We start from the raw sequence: 16,635 nt of genomic DNA, 5'->3' as shown, positions 1-16,635 counted from the left end.
CATGGTGTTATTATGGATACGTCACTATATTGTGGAGGTGTTGCGTACGTAGAATTGAATACTTAATTTTTTATCGATATACAAATAGAAAGGTTGGTCATAATGGATAAGATAAAAAAATATCTCGGTTTTCTGGTATTCCCTCTTTTATTCTTGATGATGCTTTTCCCGGCGGGTGAAGCACATGCGGCAACTGATATCACGAGTAAAGTCAAAATAGATGACTTGAAGATTACTATAGCATCTACAGGAAGTGAGACTGAAGGAATTCATGGTTCAAATGATACTTCGATGAAATTGAAATATTCGGGTAAATTCTCATTTCCCAATGTGGCAGTTAATGAAATCAAGAATGGTGATTACTTTATCGTAAAAGCTCCAAATAACTTGAGTTTGACGGATGGTAGTCTGGATTTGATTGATTCGACATCAAATACCAAAATGGGGACTGTCCAGGTGGATAATGCTAACCATCAGCTGGTATTTACTTTCAACGAAAAGGTGGAGGACAAGCAAAATATTCGTGGGGACTTTGTTGCAGAAGCAACTGAAACGCTCAAAAAAGAGGGGAAAACGGTTACCTATGTTTTACCAGATGGTAAAAAACAGACCATCACGTATAAAGTGAATAAATATGAACAGACTGACGTGATTGGAGAAACTATTACAAAGTACGGTTATAACGATAACAATAAGGCGAGAGCACATTTTCAAATGAAAATTAATCGCGCTAAGAAAGATATGACTGGACATGTGGTGAAGATTACAGATGACGTTTCAAAGGGAGCCTTTGCTAACTATGTGGAAGGTACTTTCTATATGCATGAAGCGGAATTCGAAACGACGAATACGAATTCATCTGCTCTTAAACATTTAGGTGATGAATACGAAATCACAACCGATCCGGAGGTATACAAGGCTAACTCAGATAAAAAAGCTTTGTTGACCTTTGTCAACGGGAAACGAGGATTTGAGTTGCTCATGCCGACTAATATGGGTACAAAGAGCTTTTTTTTAACGTATGATACGTCCTCACCAGCAGATACTTCAATGATAAGTAACTCAGCGCAGTACTTGATTGATAATCAACCACAACTTATTTGGGAAAACTACGGAGGTAGTATTGGAACCAGAACAGAAGCAACGTTTAATTTAAAGACGGTTAAATCTGTAGGTGCGTCAGTCACAGCTGATATTGCTGGTAAGATCAAAATCACAAAATACGATGAAGCGGATGCAACTGTTAAGTTGGCAGGCGTTGTCTTTGAAATCCGTGAGAAAACCACTAATAATTTGGTTGATACCGTTACAACAGATGCGGATGGGATAGCTGTCTCAAAGGCTCTCAATAATGGTAAGTATATCGTTAAAGAAAAAACTCCTAAATCAGGCTATCAGGTAAATAGTCAAGAGTTCGAAGTGGAGATGAAAGATGGAAAGGGTGTTCCCCTCAATATCTCTAACAAACGTGTGACAGTTGACTTTGAAGCAAACAAGACTTGGGTAAACGGAAAAGCAACTGACTACAAAAAAGTCAAACTCGGTTTGTATGTGCACAAAGAAGGACAAACTGTTGCAGATGCAAAACCTGTTACTGGGAACTACACCCCTGAAGTGACAGAGTCTAATGGTGTTTACACTTATAAATGGAAAAATCAACTTCCTGAACGTGATGTTGATGGAAGCAAGCTAGTTTATTCTGTTCGAGAACTTGAAGACCAGACGGGTCTTCCTCTGAAAGAAGGAGAGAAAGTCAAAGTAGGCGACAACAGCTATGTTGTATCCTATAACGGAAACAACAAAGTCACCAACACTTACGAAGTTCCAAAGACAAACGTGACGGCTAATAAAGTCTGGACTGGTGGTAATACAAACATTCGTCCAACAGTCTACTTCAAACTCTATCGTACGCCAGAAGGTGGAGCGATTGAAGAAGTAGTTGGTGTTAGTCAAAAAGAAGTTCCCAAAACAGATGGAACTGTCGAATGGACAGACCTTCCTGAGACTGATGAGCACGGTGTGAAGTACACTTATAGTGTGATGGAAGTCGATGAAGATGGCAATCTTGTCACTGCTGTAGATGGTTATACAGCCAATCAAACAGCTGATTTAACTGTCACAAACACCTATGGTACTTCACCAACTAAGGCTGATATTGAAGTCAAAAAAGAATTGGTGGGTGGTCGTCCAACACCTCTTCAAAACGAAGAATTTGAATTTATCTTGAAAGACAAAAATGGCCAAGAAGTTCAAAGAGCTAAGAACGATGCAGCTGGTCGCGTAGTCTTCAAAGATATTCCTTTCGATAAAGAGGGTGAATACGAATTTACTGTTGTTGAAGTGAATGCTGGTCAAACCATCGATGGTGTGACTTACGATGTTAGAACAGTACCAGTCACAGTAAGTGTAACAGATGATGGAAAAGGTAAACTGGTTGCGACAGTATTGTATCATCCTATTACTGCTGTGGCACTTCCGTCAGCTAATTTGGTCTCTTCAGCACCTAGTTCTAATCTTGTACCATCACTTACTGGTACAGTGAATAGAGCTACTGATGGTGGAATTCAGACATTCAAAAATACTTATAAAGCAACTAATGCTAAGGCCGTTCTTGAAGTGACTAAGCAGTTGACCGGTCGTACGACAGGAGCTCAAGAAAATGAGTTCGAATTTACGTTGACAGACCAAGTTGGTAACGTTGAAACTAAGAGAAATGATGCAGATGGAAAAGTTAAGTTTCATGAATTGACCTTCGATGAAGCAGGTACTTATACTTACACTATCAAGGAAGTAAAAGCTGGTACAACTGAAAATGGTATTACCTACGATTCTAAGACAGTCACAGCTAAAGTAACTGTAACAGATGACGGTCATGGTAAACTGACTGCAGTTGTTGATTACAGCAGTGATGGTACAGCTAATAGCACAACCTTCACCAATACTTACAACCCTGCAAAAGTCAAAGCTCCAGTTTCTGCAACTAAATCATTTATCAATAAGAACACCAATACTCCAATGCCGCTCAAAGGTGGCGAGTTTGTCTTCGCCTTGCTAAATCACGAAGGTGATCCCGTAGAAAAAACTACAAATGATGCAGATGGAAACATCAAGTTTAAGGATTTAGAATTCGAGAAAGCTGGTACTTACCAGTATACAATCTACGAACACAAAGCTGGTCAAATCGAGAATGGTATCACTTATTCTAATAAGACTGTGGAAGTGACTATCGAAGTAACAGATGACGGTCATGGTGCTCTGAAAGCAACTGTTTCTTATGACAACGATGAAAGACACTTCGAAAATACTTACAAAGCTGCAAATGCTAAAGCAAATCTCGAAGTGACTAAGAAGTTGACAGGACGTGAGTTGAAAGCTGATGAATTTGAGTTCACTTTGACAGACCAAGACGGTAATGTGAAAGAAACCGTGAAGAATGACAAAGACGGAAACGTTAAGTTCTCAGAATTGGAATTCGACAAAGCGGGCACTTATGCTTATAAGATTGCTGAAAAAGCGGGTACTGCTACAGGTATCCAGTACGATACGAAAACCATCACAGCTACAGTAACTGTAGCGGACAATGGTAAAGGTGTCCTTGAAGCAACCGTTGCTTATGACGGTGAAAAAGTATTCGAGAACACTTACACTCCAGCAGGGGCTACAAGTGTAACTCTTGGAGCTAAGAAAGTTCTTGAAGGTAAAGACCTTGAAGCAGGTAAATACAGCTTCGAATTGAAGAAAGAAGACGGTAGTGTTGTCGAAACAGTGACAAACGCTGCTGATGGAACTGTGACCTTCTCACCGATCTCATATGATGAGAGCCAAGTGGGAACTCACAAGTACACTATCTCAGAAGTTGCTGGATCTGAAGCAGGAATCACTTATGATAAGACAGTTCAAGAAGTTGAAGTAACGGTTGAAAAAGTAAGTGCAACTGAATTGAAAGCAACGGCTTCAAAAGAAGCAAAAGACCTAGTCTTCACCAACAAGTACACACCAGCAGGAGCTACAAGTGTAACTCTTGGAGCTAAGAAGGTTCTTGAAGGTAAAGATCTTGAAGCTGGTAAATATAGCTTTGTTCTGAAAGAAGGCGATAAAGAGCTTGAAACAGTTACAAACGCTGCTGATGGAAGTGTTACTTTCTCACCAATCTCATATGATGAAAGCCAAGTGGGAACTCACAAGTACACCATCTCTGAAGTTGCTGGATCTGAAGCAGGGATCACTTACGATAAGACAGTTCAAGAAGTTGAAGTTAAAGTTGAAAAAGTAAGTGCAACTGAATTGAAAGCAACGACTTCAAAAGAAGCAAAAGATCTTGTATTTACAAACAAGTACACACCAGCCAAAACTTCGGTTTCTGTGAAGAAAGCATGGGATGATAAGGACAACCAAGATGGTAAACGCCCATCTTCTGTCACAGTTAAATTGCTTGCAGACGGTCAAGATACTGGTAAAACACTTGAACTCAATGTCGCAAACGGTTGGACTGGAAGCTTCACAGACCTTGATGCTGATAAAGGCGGCACACCTATTAAGTACACAGTAGTAGAAGTAACTGTTCCTGGTTACACTTCTAAGGTTGCTGGTGGCGCTGCATCAGGATTCACTATCACAAATAGCTATTCTCCAGAAACAGTTGATGTAAAAGCAACTAAGAACTGGGATGACGCGAACAACCAAGACGGCAAACGTCCAACTAAGATTACAATCAATCTTTTAGCAGACGGTCAGAAAGTCGCATCAAAAGAAGTTCAAGCAGCCACAGACGGAACATGGACTGCTACATTCGAAAAATTAGCAAAATATAAAGCTGGTAAAGAAATCAAATACACTGTAACAGAAGAAGCCGTAGCAGAATACGAATCAACTATTACAGACTTTACCATCACAAACAAATATGCACCAAAAGAAATCGACTACAAGGTAACAAAAGTATGGAACGATGCGAACAACCAAGACGGCAAACGTCCTGAGTCCGTAACGGTTCAACTTTATAAAAAAGTAGGAGATGCAGATCCAGTAGCTGTTGAAGGTAAGAAATTAACCTTGACAGCTAAGGATAAGACTGACGCTAACACTTGGGTAGCATCCTTCACAAAACTTCCACAATACGAAGCTGGTAAAGAAATTACTTACTCTATCAAGGAAGTGGATGTACCAGCTGGCTATAAAGCCTCTGTGACTGGTCAAGTAGTGACAAACACTCATGACATAGAAACAGTCGTTCTTTCAGGAACTAAGGTTTGGAAAGATAACAACAACCAAGACGGCAAACGTACTAAATCTGTGAAAGTTCAAATTCTTAATGGCGACAAAGTCGTTCAAGAAATTGAAGTATCAGAAGCAACTGGTTGGAAGTTCGAATCAAAACCACTTCCTAAGTATGAAAATGGTAAACTAATCGAGTACAAAGTCAAAGAAGTGGTTGTCAAAGGATATACTTCAACAATCACCACAGAAAAAGAAGGTAAGTACACCATTACCAATGAATATACACCAGAAAAAATTGCTGTAAGTGGACAAAAGACTTGGATTGACAATAACGACCAAGATCGTATCCGTCCAGCATCTATCACAGTGAAGCTACTTGCGAATGGTAAAGAAACTGGCCAAGAAGCTACAGTCACAGCGGAAACAGGCTGGAAGTATGAATTTACTAATCTGGACCGTTACCAAAATGGTAAGACAATCGAGTACACAGTCAAAGAAGTTGGTGTTCCTACAGGTTACACAGCTACTGAAACTGGTATGAATGTGACCAACACCCATACGCCAGAAAAAGCGTCTGTAAAAGGTAAGAAGATCTGGAAAGGTGATGAAAACCATAAAGACGCTCGTCCAGCATCTATTACAGTTAAACTATTTGCCAATGGTAAAGAAACTGGTAAAACTGCAATAGCTTCAGAAGCAAGTGGTTGGACTTATGAGTTTACAGACCTTGATCGTTACAAAGACGGTCAAGAAATCAAGTACTCTGTAGTAGAAGTTCCGGTTAAAGGTTACACATCTAAAGTAGAAGACTTCAATATCACAAATACATACATTCCAGAAAAACCAACACCAGGTGAACCAAATGAACCAGGAAAACCAGGACAAAAACCTCAACTTCCTAACACTGGTGAAAAAGCATCTAATGTAGCAGTAGTTGCAGGACTTGCTTTGATGGCAGTGACTGGTGGATTGTACTTTGTAAGCCGTAAAAATAAATAATCTAGCGTGAGAAAGATAGTTTCCATTTATTTTTCTTAGGTTTAATCTGTGATAAAAAGGCCAGAGGATTCCTCTGGTCTTTTTTAGATATAGGAGTAAAAGAAAGACCCAGCATTTAATACTGGGTTGGTAATTATTTTACCATCATCAATTCGGCAATCATTGCTATGTAGATGATTAAGGTAAGGAGAAAACCGGCTCTCCAGAAAAATTTGATGAATTTAGGGTAATAAAAACTTCGTTTTTTGACAAGGAAAAAGACTACTAGGAGGATTGCTAGGAGAGAAAGAGCAACACCAAGTCGCGGTAGAAAGTTGTGGGTAAAGGCTTTAGCAGTAATCAGATAGTACTCGAATACCAAAAGTGGAAAAGCTAGATCCGCGAAATTAAATCCTATTTTCCTAAGTCCGAAAAGCTTGGTGACAATAAAGCAAACCACCAAGGTTAATATCAATAATAAAATAGATGCTATTTTCATTAAAATCATACCCATATTGTATCATAAAAAAACGCTAAAGGAAATGAGAAACAAGGGAATTTGTTTGAAAGTCAGGCTTTTGAGATTGTAGGTGTTTTTTGTTATAATGAAAGTTATGAAATCTTATAATACCTTGAATGATTATTATCGAAAACTTTTTGGAGAAAAGACTTTCAAAGTTCCTATTGATGCGGGATTTGACTGTCCCAATCGGGATGGAACTGTAGCTCATGGTGGTTGTACTTTTTGTACGGTTTCAGGTTCTGGAGATGCCATCGTAGCACCGGATGCTCCTATCCGTGAGCAATTTTATAAGGAAATTGACTTTATGCACCGCAAGTGGCCAGATGTTAAAAAGTATCTAGTTTATTTCCAAAACTTTACCAACACCCATGAAAAGGTAGAAGTGATTCGGGAACGATATGAGCAGGCTATCAACGAGCCAGGTGTAGTAGGGATCAATATAGGAACGCGCCCAGACTGTCTGCCAGACGAAACCATCGAATATTTGGCTGAGTTATCGGAACGTATGCACGTGACAGTTGAATTGGGCTTGCAGACTACTTTTGAAGCAACCTCTGACCTGATTAACCGTGCCCATTCTTATGAATTGTATGTGGAAACGGTCAAACGCTTGAGGAAATATCCTAAGATTGAGATTGTTTCCCATTTGATTAACGGTTTGCCCGGTGAGACTCATGAGATGATGGTCGAAAATGTCCGTCGCTGTGTTACGGATAATGATATTCAAGGAATTAAACTGCACTTGCTTCACCTCATGACCAATACACGGATGCAGCGAGATTACCACGAAGGACGCTTGCAACTGATGAGTCAGGATGAGTATGTCAAGGTCATTTGTGACCAACTAGAAATCATTCCCAAGCATATCGTCATCCATCGAATTACAGGAGATGCACCTAGAGATATGCTGATTGGTCCCATGTGGAGCCTCAATAAATGGGAAGTTTTGAATAGCATAGAGAATGAGATGCGACGCCGCGGAAGTGTGCAAGGATGCAAGGCTGTAAAACAGGAGTTTAAAAATGAAAAGACCACTTGAGATGGCACATGATTTTTTGGCTGAAGTCGTGACAAAAGAGGATATCGTAGTGGATGCGACCATGGGCAATGGCCATGATACCCTTTTTTTAGCTAAGCTAGCCAAGCAAGTCTATGCCTTTGATATCCAGGAGCAGGCTTTAGGGAAGACGCAAGAGCGTTTGGATCAGGCTGGAATGACAAATGCCCAGTTAATCTTGCAAGGTCATGAGACACTAGACCAGTTTGTGACAGAAGCTAAGGCAGGGATTTTTAATCTGGGTTACCTGCCTTCTGCTGACAAATCTGTCATCACACAACCTCAGACTACTATCAAAGCTTTAGAAAAGCTGTGTCATTTGCTTGTCAAAGGGGGACGGATTGCTATCATGATCTACTATGGTCATGAAGGAGGAGACACCGAGAGGGATGCTGTGTTGGATTTTGTTAGCCAGTTGAACCAACAAGAGTATACAGCTGTTATTTATCGAACTCTCAACCAAGTTAACAATCCACCGTTTTTAGTTATGATTGAAAGATTAGAAAGGTATAGACATGGATAAACAATACCTTCGTGAGAAGCTTGAGGCAATGCGCCATAATTTTGTCGAGTCAACGCATCACGAGCGAGCAGTCGGAGTGCTCGACGAAGCACATATGAGCAAGAAAATGCTTAAAATCAAGAAAAAATTAGTGGCTCTTGAAATGGAACGATGCCAGAAAAAAATTGAGCACAAAGACTGTTCTAAGATTGATCAGAAAATCCAAGAGCAAAAGGAGATTTTTGAATCTTGTTGTAAAAAAGATTAAGGAGGAATTGTGTGGAATTACTCATTTACTTGATTCTATTTTTATTTGTCTTAATCATTTCAACTACGACCAATAAACTTCTCCCTTTTTTGCCACTTCCTCTTGTGCAAATCCTTTTGGGGATTGGGATTGGCTTATTTGTTCCTGATGCGGATTTTCATCTCAATACGGAGCTGTTTCTGGCCATGGTTATTGGTCCCTTACTTTTCCGGGAGGCAGAAGAAGCGGATATTACGTCCATTTTGAAGCATTGGCGGATTGTCGTCTTTCTGATCTTCCCTGTGATTTTTATCTCGACCTTAAGCTTGGGGGGCATGGCTCACTTCCTTTGGATGACTCTTCCTTTAGCTGCCTGTTTAGCAGTTGGGGCGGCACTTGGCCCAACAGATTTAGTTGCCTTTGCGTCTCTTTCTGAACGTTTTCGTTTTCCTAAACGGGTTTCCAATATCCTAAAAGGGGAAGGGCTCTTAAATGACGCTTCTGGTTTGGTTGCCTTTCAGATGGCTCTTGCTGCTTGGACAACAGGAACTTTTTCTCTCAGCCAAGCAGGAACTTCCCTAGCACTTTCTATCCTTGGTGGTTTTGTAGTCGGTTTTGTGACGGCTATGGTCAATCGTTTCTTGCATACCTTTTTATTGAGTGTGCGAGCGATAGACATAGCTAGTGAACTATTGCTAGAGCTAAGTTTGCCACTCATGACCTTTTTTATCGCAGAAGAGTTTCATGTTTCAGGGATTATCGCAGTAGTGGTTGCAGGTATTTTGAAGGCCAGTCGCTTTAAGAAGATTACGCTCCTTGAGGCTCAAGTTGACACCGTGACGGAGACCGTCTGGCACACCGTGACCTTTATGCTAAATGGATCAGTCTTTGTTCTCTTGGGAATGGAGTTAGAGTTGATAGCGGAGCCGATTTTGTCTAATTCTCTCTACAATCCCCTTCTTTTACTGATTTCAGTTGTCGTTCTGACCTTCTTGCTTTTTGCGATCCGCTTTGTCATGATTGCTGGTTTTTACTTTGTGAGGACGCGTCGACTCAAGAAAAAAATTCATAAGTACATGAAAGATATGCTTCTTTTGACCTTCTCTGGTGTCAAAGGGACAGTATCTATCGCGACCATTCTCCTCATACCAAGTCATTTGGAGCAGGAATATCCTTTGTTACTCTTCCTTGTAGCAGGCGTTACACTATTAAGCTTTCTAACAGGTTTACTGGTCCTCCCTCACTTATCTGAAGAACAAGAGGAAAGCAAGGATCATTTGATGCATATTGCGATTTTGAATGATGTGGCTGCAGAATTAGAAAAAGAGCTAGACCATCACAAGAATAAACTTCCTCTTTATGCAGCTATTGATAATTATCATGGTCGAATTGAAAACCTCATCCTTAGTCTGGAAAATAAGAGAGTCCAAGAGGACTGGGAGTCCCTCAAACTTCTTATCTTGAGTATTGAGAGTGATGGTTTGGAGCAAGCCTACGAGGAAAATAGAATTGGTGAGCGTGGCTATCGAGTTTACCAGCGTTACCTAAAAAACATGGAGCAGAGTATCAATCGGAATTTCGCTTCTAGAGTGACTTATTACTTCCTAGTTTCCTTACGGATACTGCGCTTTCTACTCCATGAAATGTTTACCTTTGGCAAAACTTTCCGTAGTTGGATGAATGAAGAATCGCGTAAACTACTAGCAGTTGACTATGATCAGATTGCAGAGTTGTATTTGGAAAATACAGAGCTGATTATCGAGAGTTTAGAAAACCTCAAAGGGGTTTACAAGAGTTCTCTGATTAGCTTTATGCAAGAGTCTCGTCTACGCGAGACGGCCATTATCGGAAGCGGTGCTTTTGTTGAGCGGGTTATCAATCGCATCAAGCCAAACAATATTGATGAAATGCTACGAGGCTACTATCTCGAACGTAAGGCAATCTTTGAATACGAAGAAGCTAAACTGATAACAGCCAAGTATGCCAAAAAACTACGCCAAAATGTGAATAATTTAGAGAATTATTCTCTGAAAGAGGCTGCAAATACCTTGCCTTATGATATGCTAGATTTAATCAGAAGAACTTAGACGATGAAGAAAATGACGGAGGATGAAACATGAAAAAGTGGTGGAAAGAGCTGATGGACAGGCCCTTATTGAAAGCTTTTTTGCATTATTATCAAGCATCTGATAGCGAGTTGACCAGTGTTGCGGTTGCCTACTATTGGTTGATTTCAATCTTTCCTTTGCTGATGATAATGGTCAATATTTTGCCTTATTTTCAGATTCCGGTCTCAAATTTCTTACTGACGATCAAGGAATTTTTGCCTGATACGGTGTATGATGTGGTCGCCAAGATTGTCCGAGAAGTTCTGACTCAACCATCAACTGGTTTGCTGAGTTTTGCCGTTTTATCTGCACTCTGGACCTTTTCGAAATCAATGGATTTCCTTCAAAAAGCTTTTAACAAAGCCTATGGGGTGACCAAGAGTCGAGGAATTATCTCCCATCAGTTGATGAGTCTACTTGTTAGTTTCGGCTTGCAGATACTTTTTGCCTTAGCCTTGTTTTTGAGTATGTTTGGTCGTATGTTGCTCAACCTCCTCAAAACTTACTGGCAATCAGACAGTCCGCTATTTTCCTACCTGCAAGATTTTACAGGCCCTCTGGTCTATGCCTTGATCTTTGCCATTCTGGTTATGATTTATTACTTCCTTCCAAAAGTAAAAGCACCACGAATCCGCTATGTTTTACCAGGAAGTATCTTTGTCTTGCTAACTCTTATCTTTTTATTGAATATCTTTTCTGTCTACGTCAATAGTTATGTCAATCATCTGGTTGACGTTCGATTTTTCAGTTCCATTATCGTGGTAGTCATGATGTTCTGGTTTATTCTCATTGCAAAGATTTTGATTATCGGAGCAGTTATCAATGCCAGTGTTCAGAGTTTGAAAGATCCAAAGTTTAGTATGGAATAATTAGAAAAATCCCTATTAGGAAACCTAATAGGGATTTTCTTAATAGATAAACATGGCATCTCCAAAACTGAAGAAGCGGTAGTGTTCTTGGATGGCATGGTGATAGGCATCTAGGACTAAGTCACGACCGGCAAAGGCAGAAACTAGCATAACAAGAGTTGACTTGGGTAGGTGGAAGTTGGTTGAAAAAGCATCCACAACCTTCCAGTCGTAGCCTGGTTTGATAAAGATATTGGTCCAACCAGAATCTGCTTGGATTTGCCCATCAAACTTGGAACCGATGGTTTCCAGTGTGCGGATCGAAGTAGTTCCAACAGCAATAACACGACCTCCATTTTCCTTAACAGAGCGAAGGGTGGCAGCTGCTTCCTCAGAAAGTTGGTAGAATTCGGAGTGCATTTCGTGTTCGTCCAGATTGTCAACAGAGACAGGTCTAAAGGTTCCGAGTCCGACGTGGAGAGTGAGATAGACCAGATAGACACCTTTGGCTTGGATTTCTGCTAGCAGTTCTTTGGTGAAGTGCAATCCAGCAGTCGGTGCTGCAGCAGAGCCACTTTCTTTAGCGTAGACCGTTTGATAACGTTCACGGTCATCTAGTTTTTCGTGGATATAGGGTGGTAGTGGCATTTCACCGAGACTTTCCAAAACTTCTAGGAAAATTCCTTGGTATTCAAAGCGGACAATGCGGCCCCCGTGGGTCAATTCTTCCGTAACGACAGCGCTGAGACGACCATCTCCAAAGCTGACACGAGTACCGACCTTGAGGCGTTTGGCAGGTTTAGCGAGAACCTCCCACTCATCACCACTAGTATTTTTGAGCAGGAGAAGTTCCACATGGCCTCCCGTTTCTTCCTTTTGACCATAGAGGCGGGCAGGGAGAACGCGAGTGTCATTCATGACAAGGGCATCACCAGGTTCCAGCATGTCGATAATAGAGTGGAAATGTTTATCCTGCATTTCTCCCGTTTCACGATTAACGATAAGGAGTTTAGATGCATCACGTTTTTCAAGAGGCGTTTGGGCAATCAATTCCTCAGGCAAGTGGAAATCAAAATCAGCAGTATTCATTTTTTCATCATTCTTTCTAAGTTCTAATCCTATCCATTATAACATGTTTCAAGTTTGGGTGCTCTTTTTTTAGAAATTAAATCGTTTTCACTTGACAAAAATTGGTCTATACCATATAATGAATATAGAAATATGGAGGATATAAAATGAAAGTTATTAAAGTTGAAAATCAAGTCGAAGGTGGAAAAGTAGCTTTTGAGATTTTGAAGGAAAAATTGTCCAATGGTGCTCAAACATTAGGACTTGCAACAGGAAGCAGCCCGCTTGAGTTTTACAAGGAAATCGTTGAGAGTGACCTTGATTTTTCAAATCTAACCAGTGTGAACCTTGATGAGTATGTAGGGCTTGATGGGGACAATCCACAGTCTTATCGTTACTTCATGCAGGAAAACTTGTTCAACCAAAAACCATTTAAAGAAAGTTTCTTGCCTCGTGGGGTTAAGGACAATGCTGAAGAAGAAGTTGAACGCTACAATCAAATTTTGGCTGACCATCCTGTTGATTTGCAAATCTTGGGAATTGGTCGCAATGGACATATCGGATTTAATGAGCCTGGTACTCCATTTGATAGCCAAACGCATCTAGTAGAACTTGACCAGTCTACTATCGAAGCCAATGCTCGCTTCTTTGACAAGATTGAAGACGTCCCAACTCAAGCTATTTCAATGGGAATTAAAAACATCTTGGATGCTAAGTCAATTATTCTCTTTGCTTACGGTGAGTCGAAAGCAGAAGCCATTGCTGGAACAGTGTCTGGCCCAGTGAGTGAGAAGCTCCCAGCAAGTAGTCTACAAAACCACCCTGACGTGACCATTATTGCGGATGCTGAAGCGCTCAGCTTGCTTGAAAAGTAAAATGACAAGAACCACTTGCTCTTTGGAGTGAGTGGCTTTTTACTTCAAATGTTCACTATCCTGCTAAAGTGGTATAATATAGCTATACGGGGAGGCTCGAACTTTGATTTATATAATCGGTTTTATTTGTTTTTTACTTTTAATGTTTCTGTTTAGTCGCTTAATTCAGCAATCAAAGAATCCTTCGGGCTTTCTAGGAAAACGAATGATGAAATTGTGGAATCGAACCTATCTCCCTATGTTTGTATGGGCAATTCGTCATCTGGATAGGACATTTTACCCTGTAATCTTAGATGTAGGAGTTGGGAATGGTCGTTCAACCATCCTGCTGAAAGAAACTTTTCCGCAAAGTACCATAACTGGAATCGATATTTCAGATACTGCAATAGCTCAAGCCAAACAGGTAGAGATGACTAATCTAAATTTTGAACGAAGAGACGTTAGGGAGACAGGCTTTTCTGATGAAAGTGTTGATTTAATCACAGCCTTTCAAACTCATTTTCATTGGCGGGACCTAGAGGCTTCTTTTATGGAACTTAGAAGAATACTCAAATCAGACGGGATGCTCTTACTGGCTTGTGAATATAACAAGTTGTCTTACTTTTTACCAGAGATCCAAAGCGAAGAAGCATTTAGAAGATTCTTGTTATCAGTAGGGTTTGAGCTCGTAACTAGTCAAAGAAAGGGATCGTGGATCCTTTATAAAATTGTTAAACATTAATGGAGGTACAATCATGAAACAATTATTTTTATGTTCATACTTTGCTGGTGTCAAAAAGCTTTTTAGAGATTATGCAAAGGAAAAGAATCTAGAAAATAAGGTTTTATTTATTCCTACCGCTGGGAATAAAGAGGATTATACTGCCTATATCGATGAGGCTCAGCAAACATTCAGAGATTTAGGCTTTGAGATAGAGGTTCTGGATATTGCTTCTTGTGATCGAGAAACCGCGCAGGCAAAGATTTTCCAAAGCAAGATTCTTTATATCTCAGGTGGAAATACCTTTTATTTGTTGCAAGAATTAAAGAAAAAACAACTCCTATCTCTTATCAAAGAACAAATAAGAGATGGGCTGATCTATGTGGGAGAATCAGCAGGGGCTATCATTACAGCCAAGGATATTGACTACAATAAACTCATGGACGACAAGACGGTAGCGACAGAGTTATCTGATACAACGGGATTGGATGAAGTGGATTTTTACATCCTTCCACATTATGGTGAGGAACCTTTTACTGATAGTAGCAAAAATACCTTTGAAATGTATAAAAAGCAGCTTGAATTGCTACCGCTTCATAACCACCAAGCAATTATCGTTAACGATGAGCAAATAGATATCTTGACAATAGAATAAAAGTGTGGTTGGAAGAACATTGATATTTTACCACTAAAACGATTAGCGGTTGATAATTCACTTAGTGGGAATCTGCCATGGATAGATTAATTTTATGAATTCAAGAAGGGAAAAGTTATGAAAATAAAAACGTTAGATAAAATAGGTGGGATTGTTTTCTTGTTTCTAACGATTGCTACCATTGTCGTTTTTTTATCAGATACGAGCTTCTTTGAGTGGGCGTTTACTAGACACCAGAATACTCTGAGTTGGTATATTCGCCCTCTCTTTATTATTCCAATTGTAATGGGAGCTTATAAAAAATCCTATAGCCTGATTTTCTTTTCTATATTTTGCCTATTTACTAGCATGTTTTGGTTCCCAAAGCCGGAAATAGTTGATGTAAAAGTAATTGAGTTTTTGAATTTTGAGAAGACTTATTTTACGAGCGGATGGAGTATTGAAAAAGTTATCATTCTGGCGACGATTCTAGCATTTTTTACGGCGATTATATCCTTAACATGGAGTAGACGTTGGTATGGATTATTAGCAACAGTAGTGATCGGAGCGTTTCTGAAGGTTGCCCATAGTCTTTTATTTAGTGGAGGAAGTGGTATATCGATTGTAAAACCAGCTGTTTTGGGCTTGATTCTCTGCATCTTAGTGATTTATTTCATCTTCAAAAGAAGAAAGTAAAAATAATAGAAGTTTATGGTTGCTTTTCTCTTGACAATTATTCACTTTGTGTGTAAAATGGAATAGATCTTGAACTTGAAGGGAGTGAAAAAAATGTCTAAAACAGTAGTACGTAAGAATGAATCTCTTGACGATGCACTTCGTCGTTTCAAACGTGCGGTTACTAAAGCTGGTACTCTTCAAGAAACACGCAAACGTGAATTCTATGAAAAACCTTCTGTAAAACGTAAACGTAAATCAGAAGCAGCTCGTAAACGTAAAAAATTCTAATTTGAAATGAAAGGCTAGAGAAATCTAGTCTTTTTTCTTATGTGACTATTAGTCCGTCTCGCTCCGTGAGGTGCGAGACAAATAAACCACCCGCTATGCGGGTGCGCGTCGAAGGTTATACCAAAAAACTCCAAACGCGATACAATAAAGGTGTTCAAGCCAATTGTAAAGCGAAAGGAGAAAAATATGGCACAAAAGGCACATAGTTTATCACACACAAAGTGGATGTGTAAATATCACATTGTGTTCCCCCTAAGTATAGACGAAAAATCATTTATAATCAATATCGAAGTAGTTTGGGAGAAATATTCCACCGATTATGTAGTTATAAAGGAGCTGAAATTATCGAGGGTCACTTAATGCCAGACCATGTACATATGTTAGTAAGTATTCCACCAAGGATAAGTGTTTCAAGTTTCATGGGTTATTTAAAAGGCAAAAGTGCACTCATGATGTCTGACAAACACGCCAACCTTAAGTACAAGTTTGGCAACCGGCATTTTTGGGCAGAAGGTTATTACGTGAGTACAGTAGGACTTAATGAAGCCACAATTAGGAAATATATCCAAGATTAAAGAAATTATCCAGTGGATGATTTCTTCACGAGTATAAAAATTTGAGAACGAGTAAAACATGATATAGCACTAGATAAATTAAGTGTAAAAGAATATGAGGATCCCTTTAGGGATAGTGGTAAGTAGTACCAAGGTCTCTTTAAGAGACAAGTGACGAGTCAAGAGCAATGAGGCTTGAACAACGTGAAAGCCAGCGTCTTTAGGCGCTGGCCGGTAATGTGGGCTTATAGCCCTGGTGCAAACCACCCGTTAGACAGGTGGTTATGATTTCCAAATAAATACTGTAAATCCTGCAAAAAAAGGAAACTTCCTACCACAATTTGATATAATAGTAGGGAGA

General features: G+C 39.8%; 13 protein-coding genes and 1 pseudogene. 12 read left to right on the top strand and 2 right to left on the bottom strand.

What is annotated here, in order from left to right:
* Positions 1 to 102 precede the first annotated feature (102 nt).
* Positions 103 to 6,213, top strand: a complete 6,111-nt coding sequence (locus PG086_RS06370; protein ID WP_270748184.1) for a Cna B-type domain-containing protein — start codon at positions 103 to 105, stop codon at positions 6,211 to 6,213.
* A 133-nt stretch (positions 6,214 to 6,346) separates the two neighbouring features.
* Here the strand turns inward: PG086_RS06370 and PG086_RS06365 are convergent, their stop codons facing one another.
* Complete coding sequence (locus PG086_RS06365; RefSeq protein ID WP_270748182.1) at positions 6,347 to 6,706, bottom strand: DUF3397 domain-containing protein; 360 nt, start codon at positions 6,704 to 6,706, stop codon at positions 6,347 to 6,349.
* A gap of 91 nt (positions 6,707 to 6,797) precedes the next feature.
* Between PG086_RS06365 and PG086_RS06360 the strand changes: the two genes are divergently transcribed.
* The 5 genes from PG086_RS06360 to PG086_RS06340 are packed head-to-tail and all read left to right on the top strand — an operon-like array spanning position 6,798 to position 11,498.
* On the top strand, positions 6,798 to 7,754 hold the full coding sequence (locus PG086_RS06360) for a TIGR01212 family radical SAM protein (RefSeq protein ID WP_025169596.1): 957 nt from the start codon (positions 6,798 to 6,800) through the stop codon (positions 7,752 to 7,754).
* Positions 7,738 to 8,295 carry a tRNA (mnm(5)s(2)U34)-methyltransferase gene (locus PG086_RS06355; protein ID WP_270748181.1) on the top strand — a complete coding sequence of 186 codons (558 nt, stop codon included), beginning with the start codon at positions 7,738 to 7,740 and terminating at the stop codon, positions 8,293 to 8,295. The genes PG086_RS06360 and PG086_RS06355 overlap by 17 nt, the downstream gene beginning before the upstream one ends.
* Positions 8,288 to 8,542, top strand: a complete 255-nt coding sequence (locus tag PG086_RS06350) for a hypothetical protein (RefSeq protein ID WP_000361093.1) — start codon at positions 8,288 to 8,290, stop codon at positions 8,540 to 8,542. The genes PG086_RS06355 and PG086_RS06350 overlap by 8 nt, the downstream gene beginning before the upstream one ends.
* Positions 8,543 to 8,553: 11 nt before the next feature.
* Complete coding sequence (locus PG086_RS06345; RefSeq protein WP_270748179.1) at positions 8,554 to 10,608, top strand: cation:proton antiporter; 2,055 nt, start codon at positions 8,554 to 8,556, stop codon at positions 10,606 to 10,608.
* A 29-nt stretch (positions 10,609 to 10,637) separates the two neighbouring features.
* Positions 10,638 to 11,498 carry a YihY/virulence factor BrkB family protein gene (locus PG086_RS06340; protein ID WP_061453768.1) on the top strand — a complete coding sequence of 287 codons (861 nt, stop codon included), beginning with the start codon at positions 10,638 to 10,640 and terminating at the stop codon, positions 11,496 to 11,498.
* 39 nt (positions 11,499 to 11,537) lie between these two features.
* On the opposite strand, the gene queA is transcribed toward PG086_RS06340, so the two are convergent.
* Positions 11,538 to 12,566: a tRNA preQ1(34) S-adenosylmethionine ribosyltransferase-isomerase QueA gene (queA, locus tag PG086_RS06335; protein WP_270748176.1), complete on the bottom strand. Its 1,029-nt coding sequence runs from the start codon at positions 12,564 to 12,566 to the stop codon at positions 11,538 to 11,540.
* Between the two features lie 146 nt (positions 12,567 to 12,712).
* Here queA and PG086_RS06330 point away from each other — a divergent pair, with 146 nt between their 5' ends.
* From PG086_RS06330 to tnpA, 6 genes and pseudogenes are all read left to right on the top strand, one after another.
* Positions 12,713 to 13,420, top strand: a complete 708-nt coding sequence (locus PG086_RS06330; protein WP_125389485.1) for a glucosamine-6-phosphate deaminase — start codon at positions 12,713 to 12,715, stop codon at positions 13,418 to 13,420.
* A 103-nt stretch (positions 13,421 to 13,523) separates the two neighbouring features.
* Entirely contained in the window at positions 13,524 to 14,141 is a 618-nt protein-coding gene (locus PG086_RS06325) for a class I SAM-dependent methyltransferase (RefSeq protein WP_167265366.1), read from the top strand.
* Positions 14,142 to 14,154: 13 nt separating this feature from the next.
* Positions 14,155 to 14,775 (top strand): Type 1 glutamine amidotransferase-like domain-containing protein, encoded by a 621-nt coding sequence (locus PG086_RS06320; RefSeq protein WP_167265368.1) that lies wholly within the window; start codon positions 14,155 to 14,157, stop codon positions 14,773 to 14,775.
* A gap of 117 nt (positions 14,776 to 14,892) precedes the next feature.
* Positions 14,893 to 15,450: a hypothetical protein gene (locus tag PG086_RS06315; RefSeq protein WP_000695593.1), complete on the top strand. Its 558-nt coding sequence runs from the start codon at positions 14,893 to 14,895 to the stop codon at positions 15,448 to 15,450.
* Positions 15,451 to 15,543: 93 nt separating this feature from the next.
* Positions 15,544 to 15,720 (top strand): 30S ribosomal protein S21, encoded by a 177-nt coding sequence (rpsU, locus tag PG086_RS06310; protein ID WP_000048054.1) that lies wholly within the window; start codon positions 15,544 to 15,546, stop codon positions 15,718 to 15,720.
* A 186-nt stretch (positions 15,721 to 15,906) separates the two neighbouring features.
* Positions 15,907 to 16,421, top strand: a pseudogene (gene tnpA, locus PG086_RS06305) (IS200/IS605 family transposase).
* Positions 16,422 to 16,635: the final 214 nt, after the last annotated feature.

Source organism: Streptococcus halitosis (genome assembly GCF_027691175.1).
In the GTDB taxonomy this organism is placed as follows: Bacteria; Bacillota; Bacilli; order Lactobacillales; family Streptococcaceae; genus Streptococcus; species Streptococcus halitosis_A.
The sequence above is the reverse complement of the archived record's forward strand: the minus strand, read 5'-3'. Positions and strand labels throughout refer to the sequence as shown.